11 protein-coding genes are annotated in these 13,685 nt (G+C 69.7%); 2 read left to right on the top strand and 9 right to left on the bottom strand.

What is annotated here, in order from left to right; genetic code table 11:
• Positions 1–215 precede the first annotated feature (215 nt).
• Both AC1DTW_RS26530 and AC1DTW_RS26535 read right to left on the bottom strand, forming a co-directional pair.
• Positions 216–1,670 carry an MBOAT family O-acyltransferase gene (locus AC1DTW_RS26530; RefSeq protein WP_477984740.1) on the bottom strand — a complete coding sequence of 485 codons (1,455 nt, stop codon included), beginning with the start codon at positions 1,668–1,670 and terminating at the stop codon, positions 216–218.
• A 17-nt stretch (positions 1,671–1,687) separates the two neighbouring features.
• On the bottom strand, positions 1,688–2,449 hold the full coding sequence (locus AC1DTW_RS26535; protein ID WP_477984742.1) for a GDSL-type esterase/lipase family protein: 762 nt from the start codon (positions 2,447–2,449) through the stop codon (positions 1,688–1,690).
• 285 nt (positions 2,450–2,734) lie between these two features.
• Here AC1DTW_RS26535 and AC1DTW_RS26540 point away from each other — a divergent pair, with 285 nt between their 5' ends.
• Positions 2,735–3,913 (top strand): glycosyltransferase family 4 protein, encoded by a 1,179-nt coding sequence (locus AC1DTW_RS26540; RefSeq protein ID WP_477984744.1) that lies wholly within the window; start codon positions 2,735–2,737, stop codon positions 3,911–3,913.
• Positions 3,914–3,940: 27 nt separating this feature from the next.
• Here AC1DTW_RS26540 and AC1DTW_RS26545 read toward each other — a convergent pair whose 3' ends face one another.
• Complete coding sequence (locus AC1DTW_RS26545) at positions 3,941–5,134, bottom strand: acyltransferase family protein (RefSeq protein WP_477984746.1); 1,194 nt, start codon at positions 5,132–5,134, stop codon at positions 3,941–3,943.
• 125 nt (positions 5,135–5,259) lie between these two features.
• On the opposite strand from AC1DTW_RS26545, the gene AC1DTW_RS26550 reads away from it, so the two are divergent.
• Positions 5,260–6,414, top strand: a complete 1,155-nt coding sequence (locus AC1DTW_RS26550; protein ID WP_477984748.1) for an acyltransferase family protein — start codon at positions 5,260–5,262, stop codon at positions 6,412–6,414.
• On the opposite strand, the gene AC1DTW_RS26555 is transcribed toward AC1DTW_RS26550, so the two are convergent.
• The 6 genes from AC1DTW_RS26555 to AC1DTW_RS26580 all read right to left on the bottom strand — a co-directional run bounded on the left by AC1DTW_RS26555 (position 6,362) and on the right by AC1DTW_RS26580 (position 13,661).
• A complete protein-coding gene (locus tag AC1DTW_RS26555) occupies positions 6,362–7,528 on the bottom strand; it encodes a glycosyltransferase family 4 protein (RefSeq protein ID WP_477984750.1) in 1,167 nt (388 codons plus the stop codon). The two genes, AC1DTW_RS26550 and AC1DTW_RS26555, sit on opposite strands and share 53 nt — an antisense overlap.
• On the bottom strand, positions 7,525–8,988 hold the full coding sequence (locus AC1DTW_RS26560; RefSeq protein WP_477984752.1) for a lipopolysaccharide biosynthesis protein: 1,464 nt from the start codon (positions 8,986–8,988) through the stop codon (positions 7,525–7,527). The genes AC1DTW_RS26555 and AC1DTW_RS26560 overlap by 4 nt, the downstream gene beginning before the upstream one ends.
• A gap of 307 nt (positions 8,989–9,295) precedes the next feature.
• The gene (locus AC1DTW_RS26565; RefSeq protein ID WP_477984754.1) at positions 9,296–10,375 is read right to left on the bottom strand and encodes a polysaccharide pyruvyl transferase family protein; all 1,080 of its coding nucleotides are present in this window, start codon (positions 10,373–10,375) and stop codon (positions 9,296–9,298) included.
• 56 nt (positions 10,376–10,431) lie between these two features.
• Positions 10,432–11,487: a glycosyltransferase family 2 protein gene (locus tag AC1DTW_RS26570; protein ID WP_477984756.1), complete on the bottom strand. Its 1,056-nt coding sequence runs from the start codon at positions 11,485–11,487 to the stop codon at positions 10,432–10,434.
• The gene (locus AC1DTW_RS26575) at positions 11,484–12,800 is read right to left on the bottom strand and encodes a hypothetical protein (RefSeq protein WP_477984758.1); all 1,317 of its coding nucleotides are present in this window, start codon (positions 12,798–12,800) and stop codon (positions 11,484–11,486) included. The genes AC1DTW_RS26570 and AC1DTW_RS26575 overlap by 4 nt, the downstream gene beginning before the upstream one ends.
• A gap of 6 nt (positions 12,801–12,806) precedes the next feature.
• A complete protein-coding gene (locus AC1DTW_RS26580) occupies positions 12,807–13,661 on the bottom strand; it encodes a glycoside hydrolase family 16 protein (RefSeq protein ID WP_477984760.1) in 855 nt (284 codons plus the stop codon).
• Positions 13,662–13,685 lie beyond the last annotated feature (24 nt).

Here is a 13,685-nt window from a genome sequence, read left to right on the forward strand (position 1 = left end):
GGGCAAGGCGTGCGCGAGGCCRTGTGCCTCTGGCACACAACGAGCGCACAACGCGGCCCTGCGGCCTGCGGCACCCCGGCCCTTCGGGTGATCTCAGCAAACAGGCGCCCGCCGCGTTGCAAATGCTCGCCGTAGCCGCAGCTACGGCTGCGCTTTGCGCCTTGCGGGCGCCTGTTTGCTGAGTCACGCGAGCTCTCCCATAGCGTTAACAGGCCCTAGAACGCACGGTAGACGAATTCGGGCGCCTTGTGGAAGAACGACGCGACCGTGACGATCAGCAGCACCTGCACCGCGAGCGCGAGGTTGCGCACCACGACACCGCCCGAAGCCGCGGCGACCGCGCGCTGGCGCAGCGGTGCGAGCAGCGCCGCCACGGTGTCCCACGCGAAGAACGCCAGCGCCGCCGCCACCGCGAGTGCGACGAACGCGAACCCGGTCGCGACGAAGCCGAGGCGCGCGAGCAGCGCGCCCAGCTGCGGCAGATCGAGCCACAGGCAGGTCAACGCGAGCGCGAAGTAGGCGCAGGTCAGGCCGCGGCACAGGTAGACGACCGGCGCGCGCTCGCCCCAGGCCTTGTAGCGCTTCTTGCCGAAGCGGCGCGTCACCCACACCTGCCAGAGCTTGTTGACGCTCGCGCCGGCGCCCATCAGCAGGCCGTAGACGATGAACACCGCGGTCGTGCCGTGCCACAGTCCCATGATCAGGAAGGTGACGAAGAACGCGACGACGCCGAGGTACGGTGCGGCGCCGGCCGACGTGAAGCGCGTCGCGAGCACGCTCAGCAGCGGGTTGAACACATAGGTCTTGAACCACTCGGACAGGGTCATGTGCCAGCGCGACCAGAAGTCGAGGAAGCTGCGCGCACGGAACGGCTGGTTGAAGTTCTCCGGCAGCTCGAAGCCGAGCAGGCGGCCGACGCCGATCACGATGTCCATGTAGCCGGCGAAGTTCGCGTACAGGTAGACCGTGTAGCAGACCGCCGCGCCGAGGCAGACGCCAACCAGCGTCGGCGGCACCCCGTTCGCATCGAGCACCCGGCCGGCGAGATGGTCGAACAGGTACTTGAAGATCGCCGAGACGACGCCGACCTTCACGAAGCCTTCGATGATGCGGGCGAACGCGCCGAACACCCGGTCGTCGTTCAACGCCAGCGGTCGCCGCGCCTGCGCCGCGAAGTCGGGGTAGCGCTGGATCGGCCCGGCGATGAAGGTCAGGAAACTGCAGGTGTAATTGAAGAACGCGAGCGGCCCGACCGCCCGGTCGAGCTCGCCCTGCTTCGCGTCGATCATCAGGTGCAGCACGCGGAACAGCACGTACGACAGCCCGATGATCAGGTACGGGAACGGCAGCACCAGCGGCCCGAGGAAGCTGAACTTCTTCAGCACGACGAAGCTCGCGACGATCACGACCACGCCGATCCACAGGCTGGCGCGCGAGCCGCTGCGCCGCACCCCCTCGACCGCGACAAAGCACAGCAGCAGGAAGCCGGCCAGGGGCACGAGCTGCTGCGCGTCGTCGACGTAGCTGAGGATGAACACCGCATTCGCGAGCGCCATCAAGAGGCCGCGCAGCGCTGGCGCCGCGTTCGTCGTCGCGGTCGTTTCGATCGCGCTGGTCAGCAGCGCGACGACGATCACGAAGGCGATGAAGCTCGGCGAGGTGAAGGCCATGGAATTCGATGGCCGGTTCAGTCGATGTGCAGCTGCTTGAACACCGGCAGCAGCGCATCGTGGAATCGGCGATAGCCGGCGGCCGAGAAGTGCAGCCGGTCGGCGGCGAAATACTCCGGCTGCGGCGCACCGTCGGCGTCGGCGAACAGCGCGTACAGATCGAGCACCGCGATATTGCGGCGCCCCTGCGCCAGCGACGCGATCGTCAGGTTCATCTCGATCACCTGCTTCGGATCGACCGGCGATTGCGGGTTCGCGCGCGGCGGCAGCGTGCACAGCACGATCGGCATGTCGGGTGCCGCGCGCGCCGCCTTCTCGAGGATCTCGACGAGGTTCGCGCGCGACTGCCGGATGTCCTGCTGCGCGCTCAGGTCGTTGGTGCCGGTGAGCATCACGACGGCCTTCGGGTGCAGGTCGAGCACGTCCTCCTGAAAGCGGAACAGCAGCCCGCGGGTCACCTCGCTGCCGATGCCGCGATTCGCGACCGACAGCCCGCTCCAGTCCTTGCCCATCGTGCTCCAGCCGCCGATCAGCGAGTCGCCGACGAACACGACGCTGCCCTGCTTGCGCTCGCGGTCGAGCCAGAAGGCCTTGCGGTTGTCGTTCATCCAGCCGAACACGCGGATCGCGCCCTGGCCGGGCCAGTCTTTCGCGTTCGCCGGGTACGGCGTCGGCCCGGAAGCGGCGGCGCTCGCCGGCACTTGAGCGTGGCCTGCCAGCGCCAGCGCGCCGAGCAGCAATGCGGCCAGGGCCGTCTTCAGCGAGCGCGGAATCGTCATGAACCTCCGATCGTGGGTTGGAGAAGGCGGGCCGGATGCGGGCCTGCCTTCAGCGGTGCCAATCAACCCAGGAATTTGCCACTGCGCCGTGCCGAACTCGGCGCTCGTTCGCTACCAAATGTTGCAGCGCAACATGGCTGCGCGGAGCAGGCCGGAACCCGCGGGAACATTGGGACACACACGCGCCGGCGCGCTGCCCCGCGCGGCCGGCGATCGGCGCCCGGCCGCACCTACACTCGGCCCGACCCAACCACCCGCGCCTCAGCGAAGCGCGCACCTTCGAGGATGTTCGAACCGACCGCGCGCCCGGCGATCCTGATGCTGACCTACATCTCGCCGCTGCAGCCCTGGGGCTCGGCGAAGCGCTCGCGCCTGCTGATCGACGCGTTGCGCCGGCACGGCGATGTCGAGGTGCTGGTGCTGAGCTTCGCGGCGGGGCGCTCCGGCCGGGAGCCGATGACGGTGACCGAATGGAACGGCGTGCGCGTGATGGACCTCGAGATCGTGCAGCGCGGGCTGCTCGGCCGGCCGCGCTTCGACCTGCGTTCGGCGCACGTCACGCGCGAGGTCGCGCGCCACGTCGACCTCGCTGGCTACGACCTGCTCGTGAGCCGCTACGTCAAGCCGGCGTTGAAGCTCGAGCTGCCGAAGCAGGTGCCGCTGCTGCTGGACTTCGACGACGCGGTCTACGAGCCGCCATGGCGCGCGCTGCGCAACCTGAAGCATTGGGTCGGCGTCGGCCTGCGGCTGCTCAACGATCGCCTGATCGTGCGCCGGCGGCTGCGCGCGAGCCGCAACGCGCACTACCTGTTCTGCCGCGACGCCGAGCGCGACGTGTTCGCGTGGTTGCCGGCTTCGGTGCTGCCGAACCTGCCGCCCGCCACCGGCCGCACCGGGCCGCCCGATTTCACGCCGCCCGCCGAGCCAGCGCTGATGTTCGTCGGGCTGCTCGACTACATGCCGAACCACGACGCGGTCGACTGGTTCCTCGAGGCGATCTGGCCGCAGGTCTTGCGCGAGGTGCCGCAGGCCCGCTTCCTGATCGTCGGCAGCGGTGCCGACGCGCGCCTCGCGCGCTGGCGCCGCGCGCCGCGCGTCGAGACGCTCGGCTTCGTCGACTCGCTCGCCGACGCCTACGCGCGCGCCACCGCCTGCGTCGTGCCGATGCGCTCGGGGGCCGGCACCAACATCAAGGCGCTCGAGCCGTATCTGTACGGCCGCATGGTGATCGCGACGCCGCTCGTCGTCGATGGCCACAAGCCGCTGTTCACCGCCGGCGAGGACGTGCTGGTCGGCGCCGATGCGCGGCAACTCGCGCAGCATTGCATCGCGATGCTGCGCGCCCCGGCGCTCGCCGCCGAGATCGCGCGGCGCGGCCACCGCCGCATCACGACGGTGCTGACGGAGGAGCGCTTCGGCGCGATCGTCGATGCGGCCGTGGTGTCGCTGCTGCCCACGCGCTGAACAGCGCTCAGGAATGCCGTTGCCGGCTCAGGCCGAGCGCCGCTTCAGCCGCCGGACCGACGTGACGCGCCGGCCGAGCTCGATGCCCGGCCGCTCGACGCAGAGGTGCAGCAGCCACGCGCCGAGGTACGCAACCGGGCACACCAGCAGCAGCCCGATCGACCAGCGCACCCAGACGTTCAGCGCGGTGAAGCCCGGCTGTGCCGCGAGCCAGGCGATCGCCGGGATCACCCACAGCAGGTGCAGCAGGTACAAGCCGTACGAGGTGTCGCCCAGGAAACGCGCGCCCGCGCCGGACAGCACGCGCTTGATCGATTCGAGCCCCGGCGCGAGGCGGCCGGCCCAACGCAGGCGCGTGCCGTTCGCGAGGTGGAACAGCAGCACGACGATCAGCAGCCGGCAGATCGATTCCTGCGAGCGCTCGATCGCGCAGGCCGCGAGCGCCAGCAGCACGCCACCCCAGAAATAGCGCTCCGGCCGGCGCTGCGCGAGCGACAAGCCCATCCACATCCCGATCAGGAAGACATACAGCTTGATCGGCAGGAACGACGGCATCGGGAACGCGGCGCTGACCCCGGGAAAGGCGATCTTGCCGAGGACGCAGGCGACGACGACGGCGAACCCGGCACGCAGCGCGCCGAAGCGATCGAGCAGCAGCATCACCAGCGGGAACACCAGGTAGAACTGCATCTCCAGGCCGATCGACCAGTCTGGCAGCGGCGAGCGGTACGCGTAGCCAGGCAGGAAGCCGAACACGAAGCTCGCATGCACGAGGAAGTTGGTCGCCGAGCTGTCGAGGTAGCGCTCCGGCGAGGTCGCGGTCGCTGGCCAGGCGAGCGCGATCGCATCGCGCTGCGCGCCGATCCAGGGCCCGAGCACGAGGGCGAGTGCGAGCAGCACGTAGTAGAGCGGCGCGATGCGGAACCAGCGCTTGGTCCAGAAGGCGAGCCAGGTGCCGGTGTCTTCCCATGGCTGCGCGGCGCGCCGCAGCAGGTAGTTGTGCACCATCAGGAAGCCCGACAGCATCATGAACAGATCGACCGCGAGACTGCCCCAGGAGAGCAGCGGCACGGTCGACCCGCCGACCAGGATGTAGGTGTGGTGCAGCAGCACCCACAGCGCCGCGACGCCGCGCAGGCCGTCGAGCCAGGGCAGGTGCTGGGCCGGCGTCGCCGCCTCGGCGACGCGTGTCGCGGCCGGATCGAAGGTCTTCGGGTTCACGCGCTGCGCCTTTCGTCGGTGCAGGATGCCGAACGGCACCACAGTTGCTTTTGAACGCATCTCGCCGAGGCTCGAACGCCGGCATCGGCCATGCAGAATCGGGCGTCAAAGGAGTCGGGAGCCGGATGAAGCGGATCAAGGGGTTCGATGGGTTGCGCGCGATCGCGGTGACCAGCGTGTTCGCGGCGCACATGCGGCCGTTCGAGATCCCGCTGTCGTCGGTCGCGGTGTACGTGTTCTTCGTGCTGAGCGGCTTCCTGATCACCGGGCTGCTGACCGACCAGCGCCGTGCGATCGAGCACGCGCACGCGGGGCGCGTGTCCGAGCTGCTGGTCTTCTACTGGCGACGCTCGCTGCGCATCTTCCCGATCTACTACCTCGCGCTCGGCGCCTACGCGCTGTGGATCTGGCAGACCTCGGGCGAGGGGCCGTCGGGGCTGTGGGCCTATGTCTCGTACCTGACCAACATCTGGCTCGGTACGCAGGACAGTTGCCGCGACGTGCTGCTGTGCCACTTCTGGAGCCTCGCGATCGAGGAGCAGTTCTACGTGCTGGTCGCGCCGCTGCTGATCTTCGTGCCGCGCAACCGGCACCTGGGCGTCGTGTTCGCGGTGTTCGCGCTCGGCGTGCTGAGCCTGTTCCTGGCCGCGCCGCTGGGGCTGGACGAACGCGAGCAGTACCTGCTGTCGCCGACGAACTTCACGATGCTCGCGGCCGGCGGTCTGGTGGCGCTGCTGCGGCGACGACCGGCGGGCTTCGGCGCGTTTCATCCGGGCATCGCGTTGTTCGCGGCCTTCGTCGTGATCGCTTTCATCGCGCTGAGCAAGCCGGTGCGCGCGCAATCGAGCGGGCTGTTCGCGCTGTTCTTCCTGTTGACGATCGTCGGCATCGCGATCGCGATCGCCTGGCTCGCGGTGCACCCCGACAGCCGCGTCGCAAGGGGGCTCGAATGGCGGCCGCTCGCCTACCTCGGCACCGTGAGCTATGGCTTCTACCTGTACCACCCGGCGTGCATCCACGCCTACCGCGGGGTGGTGCAATGGCCGGCCACGGTGACCGCCGTCGTGCCGGCCAGCGGTCTGGCCGCGTTCAACGCGATCGCTTGTTTCGCGCTGACGTTCGCGGTCAGCCACCTGAGCTGGAAGCTGATCGAACGGCCGATCCTCGAATGGCGCAACCGGCCGCCGGCGTGGTTGCTCAGAGCCCCGTTCTCTGCCGCCCAGGCTCCTAGCCGATCGCTGCATGGACCTGCTCCGTCAACTGAATCACCGCCGCGCTGAACGCGGCGCCCGAAGCCCTCGCACGAAACGCGTGCAGGTTGTCTGCCGATGCCGCCTCCCGCGCTGCCTCCGAGCGATGCAGGCGCGCAAGAATCTCGAACGCGCGCGCCATGTCGCCGATCGGGAACAGGCAGTCGGCGCCCAGGTAGGGGCGCGTGCCCGGCAGCTCGCTCGCGACGACCGGCACACCGAGCGCCATCGCCTCGAGCATGACCAACGGTACGCCCTCGTAGCGCGACGGCAGTAACAGGACGTCGTGCGCGCACAGCACCTGCGTCGTGTCGGCCCAGGGCGCCACGCTGAGGCCCTCGGCGAGCGCCGGATGGGCCTGCAGCGCGGCGTCGAGCACCGCGCCGAACGGCCCTTCGCCGACCAGGTGCAGCTCGAAGTCGGCCGCCAGCGCCGGATGCGCGAGCCACCAGTCGAGCAGCAGATCGAGCCCCTTCTGCCGCGCCTCCAGCCGGCCGAGCACGAGCACGCGCGTGCGCCCATCCGGCTCGAGCCGCGCGCGCGGCACGGCGCTGCCCTGGCGCGCCTCGACCGCGGCGCTGACGGTGTTCGGCAGGCAGAACACCGGCTGCCTGACGCCCGACCAGGCGCGCAACTCGGTCGCCTGTTCGGGCGTGATCGTCAGCCACGCGTCCGGCAGCTTGCCGTAGACGCGCCGCATGCGCCGCTCCAGGCGCGCGGCGTCGGGGAAGCCCATCTCGGTGAAGCTCGCGACCAGCGGCACATAGAGCATCACGTACTGCCGCAGCAGCACCGCCGCCCACAGCCCGTGCCGCTGCGCCATCAGGCAGCCTTCACCGACGACGACGACCGCTGGGCGCCAGCGCCGCACCGCAGCGGCCATGGCCCACACGATGCGCGCCACGGTGCCCAGCGCGACCCACTTGCGCCGCAGCATCGCGCCGGCGGGCTCCAGGCCGGCATCGATCTCGATCGTCTCGCAGTGCTCGCGCGCCAGCGTTGCGAGCCGGGTGCCGCGCAGGCACAGCAGCACCGGGATCGCCGCGCCGGTCTCCACCAGCTCGTCGATCCAGCGCAGGATCATGACCTCGTGGCCGCCGAAGCTCGGCGCCAGGTCGACGAAGAGCCAGCGCGCGCGCCTCATCGCGCGCGCAGCGCCTTGCCGAGCAGCAGCATCTGCCCGAGCACGCGGCGGTTGAACAGCAGCGTCAGCGCCACGTAGGCCACCAGGCTCGTCAGCAGCACCGCGAGCAGCCGCAGCATCACCGGCTCGGCCGCCGGCATCAGGTGCGACACGAGCAGCGCCAGGCCGGCCGCCGCCAGCGCGAGCGCCGCCGCGAGCGGCACGCCGGCGAGCTGCTGCGCCGCCGACATCCCGGTGTGGCGCGCGAAGCGGTACATATCGAACGGCGTCGTGACCACCAGGCGCAGGCCCCAGACCGCGGCCGCCCAGGCGAGCGACTGCTGGCCGATCGTCAGCATCCCGACGACGATGACCGACAGCTGCAGGATCTGCGACGGGATCGGGAACGCCGGCCGGCCGAGCGAGGTCATCAGGGGGCTCGAGAACATGCGCGGGAAGAACTGGAAGGTCAGCACGCTCATCAGCACGATGTACGGAATCGCCGGCCGCCACTTCGCGCCGAACACGACATCGACGATCTCGGGCGTCGCGACGGCGATGGTCGCGAACACCGGGAACATCGCCGTGCAGGTCATCTCGACGGCGCGCATGTAGTGGCCGTAGAGCGCGGGCCGGTCTTCCTGGTAGCGCGAGAAGAACGGCAACGCGAGCTGCGACACCGCGCTCGAGATCAGGTCGCGCAGCATGTCGACCGCGCGAAACGCGAGGTTGAGATAACCGGCCGCTTCGGCGCCGAAGCGGTTGCCGATGATCAGCATGAACACGCGCTGGATCGAGAACACGAGCAGCAGCGACGACACCGACTTGATGCCGAAGCGCGTCAGCTCCTTGAACTCGTGGCCGTGAAAGCGCAGCGCCGGCCGCTGCGGGCTCAGCCACCACAGCGTCGCGGTCGAGAGCGCGACCATCAGCACCTGCTGCAGCACCAGGCTCCAGACGCCGGCGCCGGCGATCGCGGCGGCAATGCCGGCGACCGACGCGGTCAACCGGCCCGCGAGCGAGCGCACCGCGAGGTTGCGAAACTGCAGCTCGCGCCGCTGCCGCGCGATCACCGCGCAGCCGATGCCGCTGGCGGGCAGGCTCAGGCTCATCCAGCGCAGCACCTCGCCGGCCTGCGCGCTGCCGACATAGCGCGCGAACAGCGGCGCGCCGAGCCAGCACAGCCCGCACAGCACGAGGCCGAGCGCGGTCGCGGCACAGAAGGCCGAATCGAAGTGCCGGTCGGTCGCGTCCTGCTTCTGCACCAGCGCATCGTGAAAACCGATCTCGACCGGGATCGCGAGGATCTGGATCACCGCCAGCGCCATCGACGCGACGCCGAACTCGGCCGGCGACAGGTAGCGCGAGAACACGACGAGCGAGACGAACGACAGGCCCGACAGGCCGACGCTCTCGAGCCCGCTCCACGCGAGCGAACGCGCGACCCGCTGGCGCGAGGGGTTCATGAGCGTCGCTTCCATGTGGGTTGCTTGTTTCGAGAATCGTCCTTCGACGCTCGGAGCGGCAAAGGCGAGAGCAGCCAGGCCGACGAGGGCTGAAGCCGCGCCCCTCGCTGCGCGAGGGGTGCCCTGCGCTGCTCGCTCCGCAGGGCAAGTCCGCAAACTCGGCCCCGAGTACGGGACCTCAAACACGCGGACTTGGGCCGCAAGCGGCCCGACCCTGCTGCGCTGCGCTGCTCGGCGCTGGCTTCTTGATGCCCTCGCCGGCCTGGCCGCTCTCGCCTTTGCACCACCGTTGCGGTCTGCGCCAAAGAGCTCGACAACGGCATCAGGTGTCGGCTCGGAACTGCGCCTTCCAGGCATCGATGCGCGCCTGCGGCAGGCGGATATCGGTGCGCGCGGGCGTGTCGATCCAGGCTTCGATCGCCGCGGTGTCGGTGCGCTCGACGACCGGGATGTTGGTGTCGCGCGCGATCTCGGTCGCGCGGTTGTCGATCGCCAGGATCAACGCGCGCTTGCCGCGCTGGATCGCGCGGATGCCGCCGTGCAGCCGCGTGCCGATGTAGTCGATGTGGCTGTCGTCGAGCAGCGCGGTGTAGGTCTTCAGGTTCGGCGAGATGAACTCGACGCGCCCGCCCGAGATCTGCTGCCCGTAGGCGTGATCCTCGGGTTGCTGGACCCAGAAGAACACCTTCTCGTACTTCTTCAGCAGCAGTTCGACGAGCGCGCGGTCGGCGGCCACGTTCTGGCTGTAGCCGGTCAGCGTCAGCACCGCGATCGGCGCCTTGCGGGTCGGGATCGCCGCGCAGTGCTCGGGCGTCAGCTCCCACATCGTCACGCACGCGGTGTTCAGCACGTTGTCGATCGTCGCGAGGCCGAGCTGGTTGCGCGTGTATTCGTCGCGCACCGAATGGACGCGCTTCTTCGACAGGATGCGGTTCAGCATCCGCGCCGCGTACCAGTTCGGCCGCTCCTGGTAGTACCACCAGCCGCAACCGAGCAGGATGCATTCCTTGCGCAGGAAGTAGTCGAGCGGCGAGATCTTCCACTGGTTGTTGCGGATCATGTTCGACTTGAGCAGGTTCGAGCCGCCGACGAACACGAGATCGCAGCCGTCGATGATGCGCCGCGATTCCCACAGGTGGAATTCGTGCGTCGTCAGGCGCACGAAGAAGGCGTGCGGGAACATGCCCTCGAGCGTCGCCTGGGCCGCGTCGGTGATGATCTGGTCGCCCAGGTTCTCGCTCGCGATGCTGGCGTCCAGCAGCGCGATGCGCTGCATGCGCGCGCCGTTCAGCGCCGCGTCGCTGGCGCCGCGCGCGTGGCCTGCCGCGGTGCCGCGTGCCGGCAGCGGATCGCCGCTCTGGCGCAGCGCGATGATCTCGGCCGAGGAGGTCGTGGTGTCCATGGGATTCATTCCGTGACGAAGGTGATGGTGGGAAGAAGCAGATCAGGCGTTCGCGGTCATCGGATGACCCCGAGCTTCAGCAGCGTCGCGCGCAGCGCCTGCGGCCGCGCCGCGGGGACGAAGCGCCAGAGGATGAGTCGGTTGCCGAGCGCGCGCGGCAGCAGCAGCACCAGCGTGGTCCAGACGCCGATCATCAGGCGCCCCCGTGGCGACACGCCCTGCGGCACGAACAGCGCGCGCAGCGTGTCGCGCCAGACCGCGAAGCCGCTGTCGTGCGCGACCGCGTGCGTCGCCGGCGCGAGCCGCAGCGACGCGAGCCGGTACGGCAGGTAGTGCAGGCTGCGATCGAGCGCGGTGTCGGGAACCTCGACGCCGGCGCCGGCCGCGATGCGCTGGAAGTAGCGGCGACGCTGCTGCGCGCGCACGACGTGCAGGTTGAACTGCGCCGCATCGAGCCTTGAGGCGGCGCCGTCGTTGCGGCCGTGGACCCGGTACTTGCCGAGCGGCGCGTCGATCGTCAGCACATCGCCGAGCAGCGGCGCGGCGGCGACGCAGCACGAATCGCCGGGCCGGCCGCAGGCATCGTCGAGCGGGAAGATGCGGTCGAGGTAGGCGCGCGAGTAGGCGTTGCCGGAGCCCGGCGGCGTCGGGTAGGTGGTTGTCGCGATCGCCCAGCGGCGCAGCGCATCGGCGCTCGGCACGCCATGAAACTGCGGAAAGCTGGTGCCCAGCGCTTGCGCCGCGGCGTCGACCGAGCGCAGGCGGAACTGCACCTTGCTGACGCCCTCGCGCCAGACCGCGGCGATCTCGCGCATCACGCAGCTGTCGAGCAGGTCGTCGGAGTCGAGAAAGATGATCACGTCGCCGTCGGCGCGCGGGTAGCCGGCGTTGTAGGCCGTGAACTGGCCGGCGTTGTCCTGGTAGATCGCGATGATGCGGTCGCCGTAGCCTTCGATCACCGCGCGCGATCCATCGGTCGAGCCGTCGTCGACGACGATGACCTGCACCTGCGGCCAGTCGATCGCCAGTGCGCTGTCGATCGCCTGGCCGACGTACTCGGCGTAGTTGAAGTTCGGGATGATCACCGACAGGCGCAGCGTCGCATCGGTCATGCCGCGCCCCCCCGATCGAGCGTCAGTGCGGGACGCGCCGTGGCCGGCCACATGCCGAGCACCGCATACAGGAAGCAGACGCTCTCGGGCGTCAGCAGGTAGCCGCCCATCACGAGCCAGTTCGCGGTCAGCACGATCGCGAACTGGGCCGGCGCGCGGAACGCCGTCAGCTTGTAGACCATGAAGCCGACCAGCGCCGCGAAGCCGGCGATGCCGTACTCGAACAGCAGCTTGGCCCACGTCGGGTCGTGCGCATCGAACTCCCACGAGCTGTGCAGGATCGTGCCCGGGCCGTGGCCGAACCACGCGGTCCACGGCAGCGCGTCGATGCCCGAATCGACCAGCTGCAGCGGCGCGACATAGCGCGCGTAAGCGCTGCTGCCCCGTGCGCCGAACTCGCCGAGCCGCCCGATCGTGAACGCGAGGTTCAGCGGATCGCCCGCCGCCGCGTTGGCCACCAGGATCACGACGCCGCCGATCGCGAGCACCACCAGGCGCCGCACGCGCAGCGGGAACAGCAGACCGATCGCGAGCGCGAAGACGCCGGTGCCGGAGTACGACAGAAGCAGCGCGAGCACGAAACAGAACACGCGCAGCGGCCGCTTGTGCAGCGCCAGTTCGAGCAGCAGGCCGAAGGCCATCCAGAACGAGTAGTTCGACGGCTCGCGCGAGACGAAGCCGTTCGCCTTGAAGGTCGAGCCGGCGCGGATCGCGCTGTTGTACAGGCCGGACGCGCGGATCGGTTCGGGGATCAGCTGCGAGATGTCGAACCACCACACCGGCCTGAACGCGTACTGCGCATAGAACTGCACGATGCCCGCCAGCGCCATCAGCATCAGCACGTTGCCGGTGATGCGCATCGTCCACTGCCAGTCGGTCGCGTTGTCGGCGCGCGGCGCCATGCTGAACACGAACGGCAGGTACAGCACCAGCAGCAGCGCCATCGAGGTCAGCGAGACGTTGGCGCCGCCGCCCATGTCGACGTTGAACAGGAAGCTCGCGACCGCGACCGCGACGACCGCGCTGTAGAGCGCGAGCGCCGACAGGCTCAGCGCGAGCCGGCCGTACGACAGCAGCACCGCGAGCAGCAGGTACAGCATCGGCATGCCCGCGCCGAGCGAGAAGCCGCCGATCGCGACGCCGAGCCGATCGGTCATCACCGCGCTGACGACGAGCCCGATCAGCGCCCAGCGGATCCCCCACGGCGGGCGCGGGCGTTCGACGTGCGCCGGCGCCGCGGCCGGCATGCGCGGGGTCAGCGTGAAGCGCCAGCCGGGCGGCCGCAGCGGCGGGAAGGTGAGGACCTCGGCCATCGCGTTTCAGGGCTGCTGCCAGACGCGCAGGTACTCGATTTCGAGCCGTGCGGGGAAATCGCTGCTGCGCTGCGGCGGGCCGGGCCATTCGCCGCCGACCGCGAGGTTCACCAGCACGTGCGCCGGGCCGGCATCGCGGCCGTCGGCGTGCACCCATGCGAACGGCCGATCCGCGACCAGCTTGTCGTCGACATGGTGACGCACGCGGTCCGGCTCCCAGCGGACCGCGAAGGTGTGGAAGCCGTCGGCGAAATCGATGCCGGGCCGATAGCTGCCGAACTTGTCGAGCAGCGTGCTGCTCGCCGCCCGGCCCCGGCCGCCGTTGCCGTGCAGGTTGTGGAACGCGTTGCGCGTGGTGTCACGGCCGTTGTTGACGATCTCCATGATGTCGATCTCGGGCGGCCAGACCTGATCCTGCGGGTTGAGCCAGAACGCCGGCCACAGCCCGCGGCCCGCCGGCACCTTCATGCGGCCCTCGATGTAGCCGTACTCGCCGCTCCACTTCGAGCGCAGCATGCCGCTCTCGATCTGCCCGTTCTTCAGCTCGCCGGGCGCGCGCGCGACGAGCGCGAGCCGGCCGTCGGCGAACTCGTGGTTCTGGTTGTCGCGGTACCGCTGCCACTCGTCCTTCAGCTTGTCGAGCTTGCCGCCTTCGTAGATGAAGCGCGTGTAGAACTGATCGCGCAGCGCGGTCAGGTCGTTGACATTGCGCCCGAAGCTCCAGTCCTTCACGAGCCGGTAGCCCTGGCCGGCGATCGGTGCCGGCTCCAGCGGCCCATCGGCATGCGCCGTCGATGCGCGTCCAAGCGCCGCGAGCAGCAGCGCACCGTGCAGCCCACCGAGTGCATCGCGCCGCCTCATCTGGGCACCCTTCGGCCTTCGGCC

Source organism: Rhizobacter sp. P5_A1, from assembly GCF_056400745.1.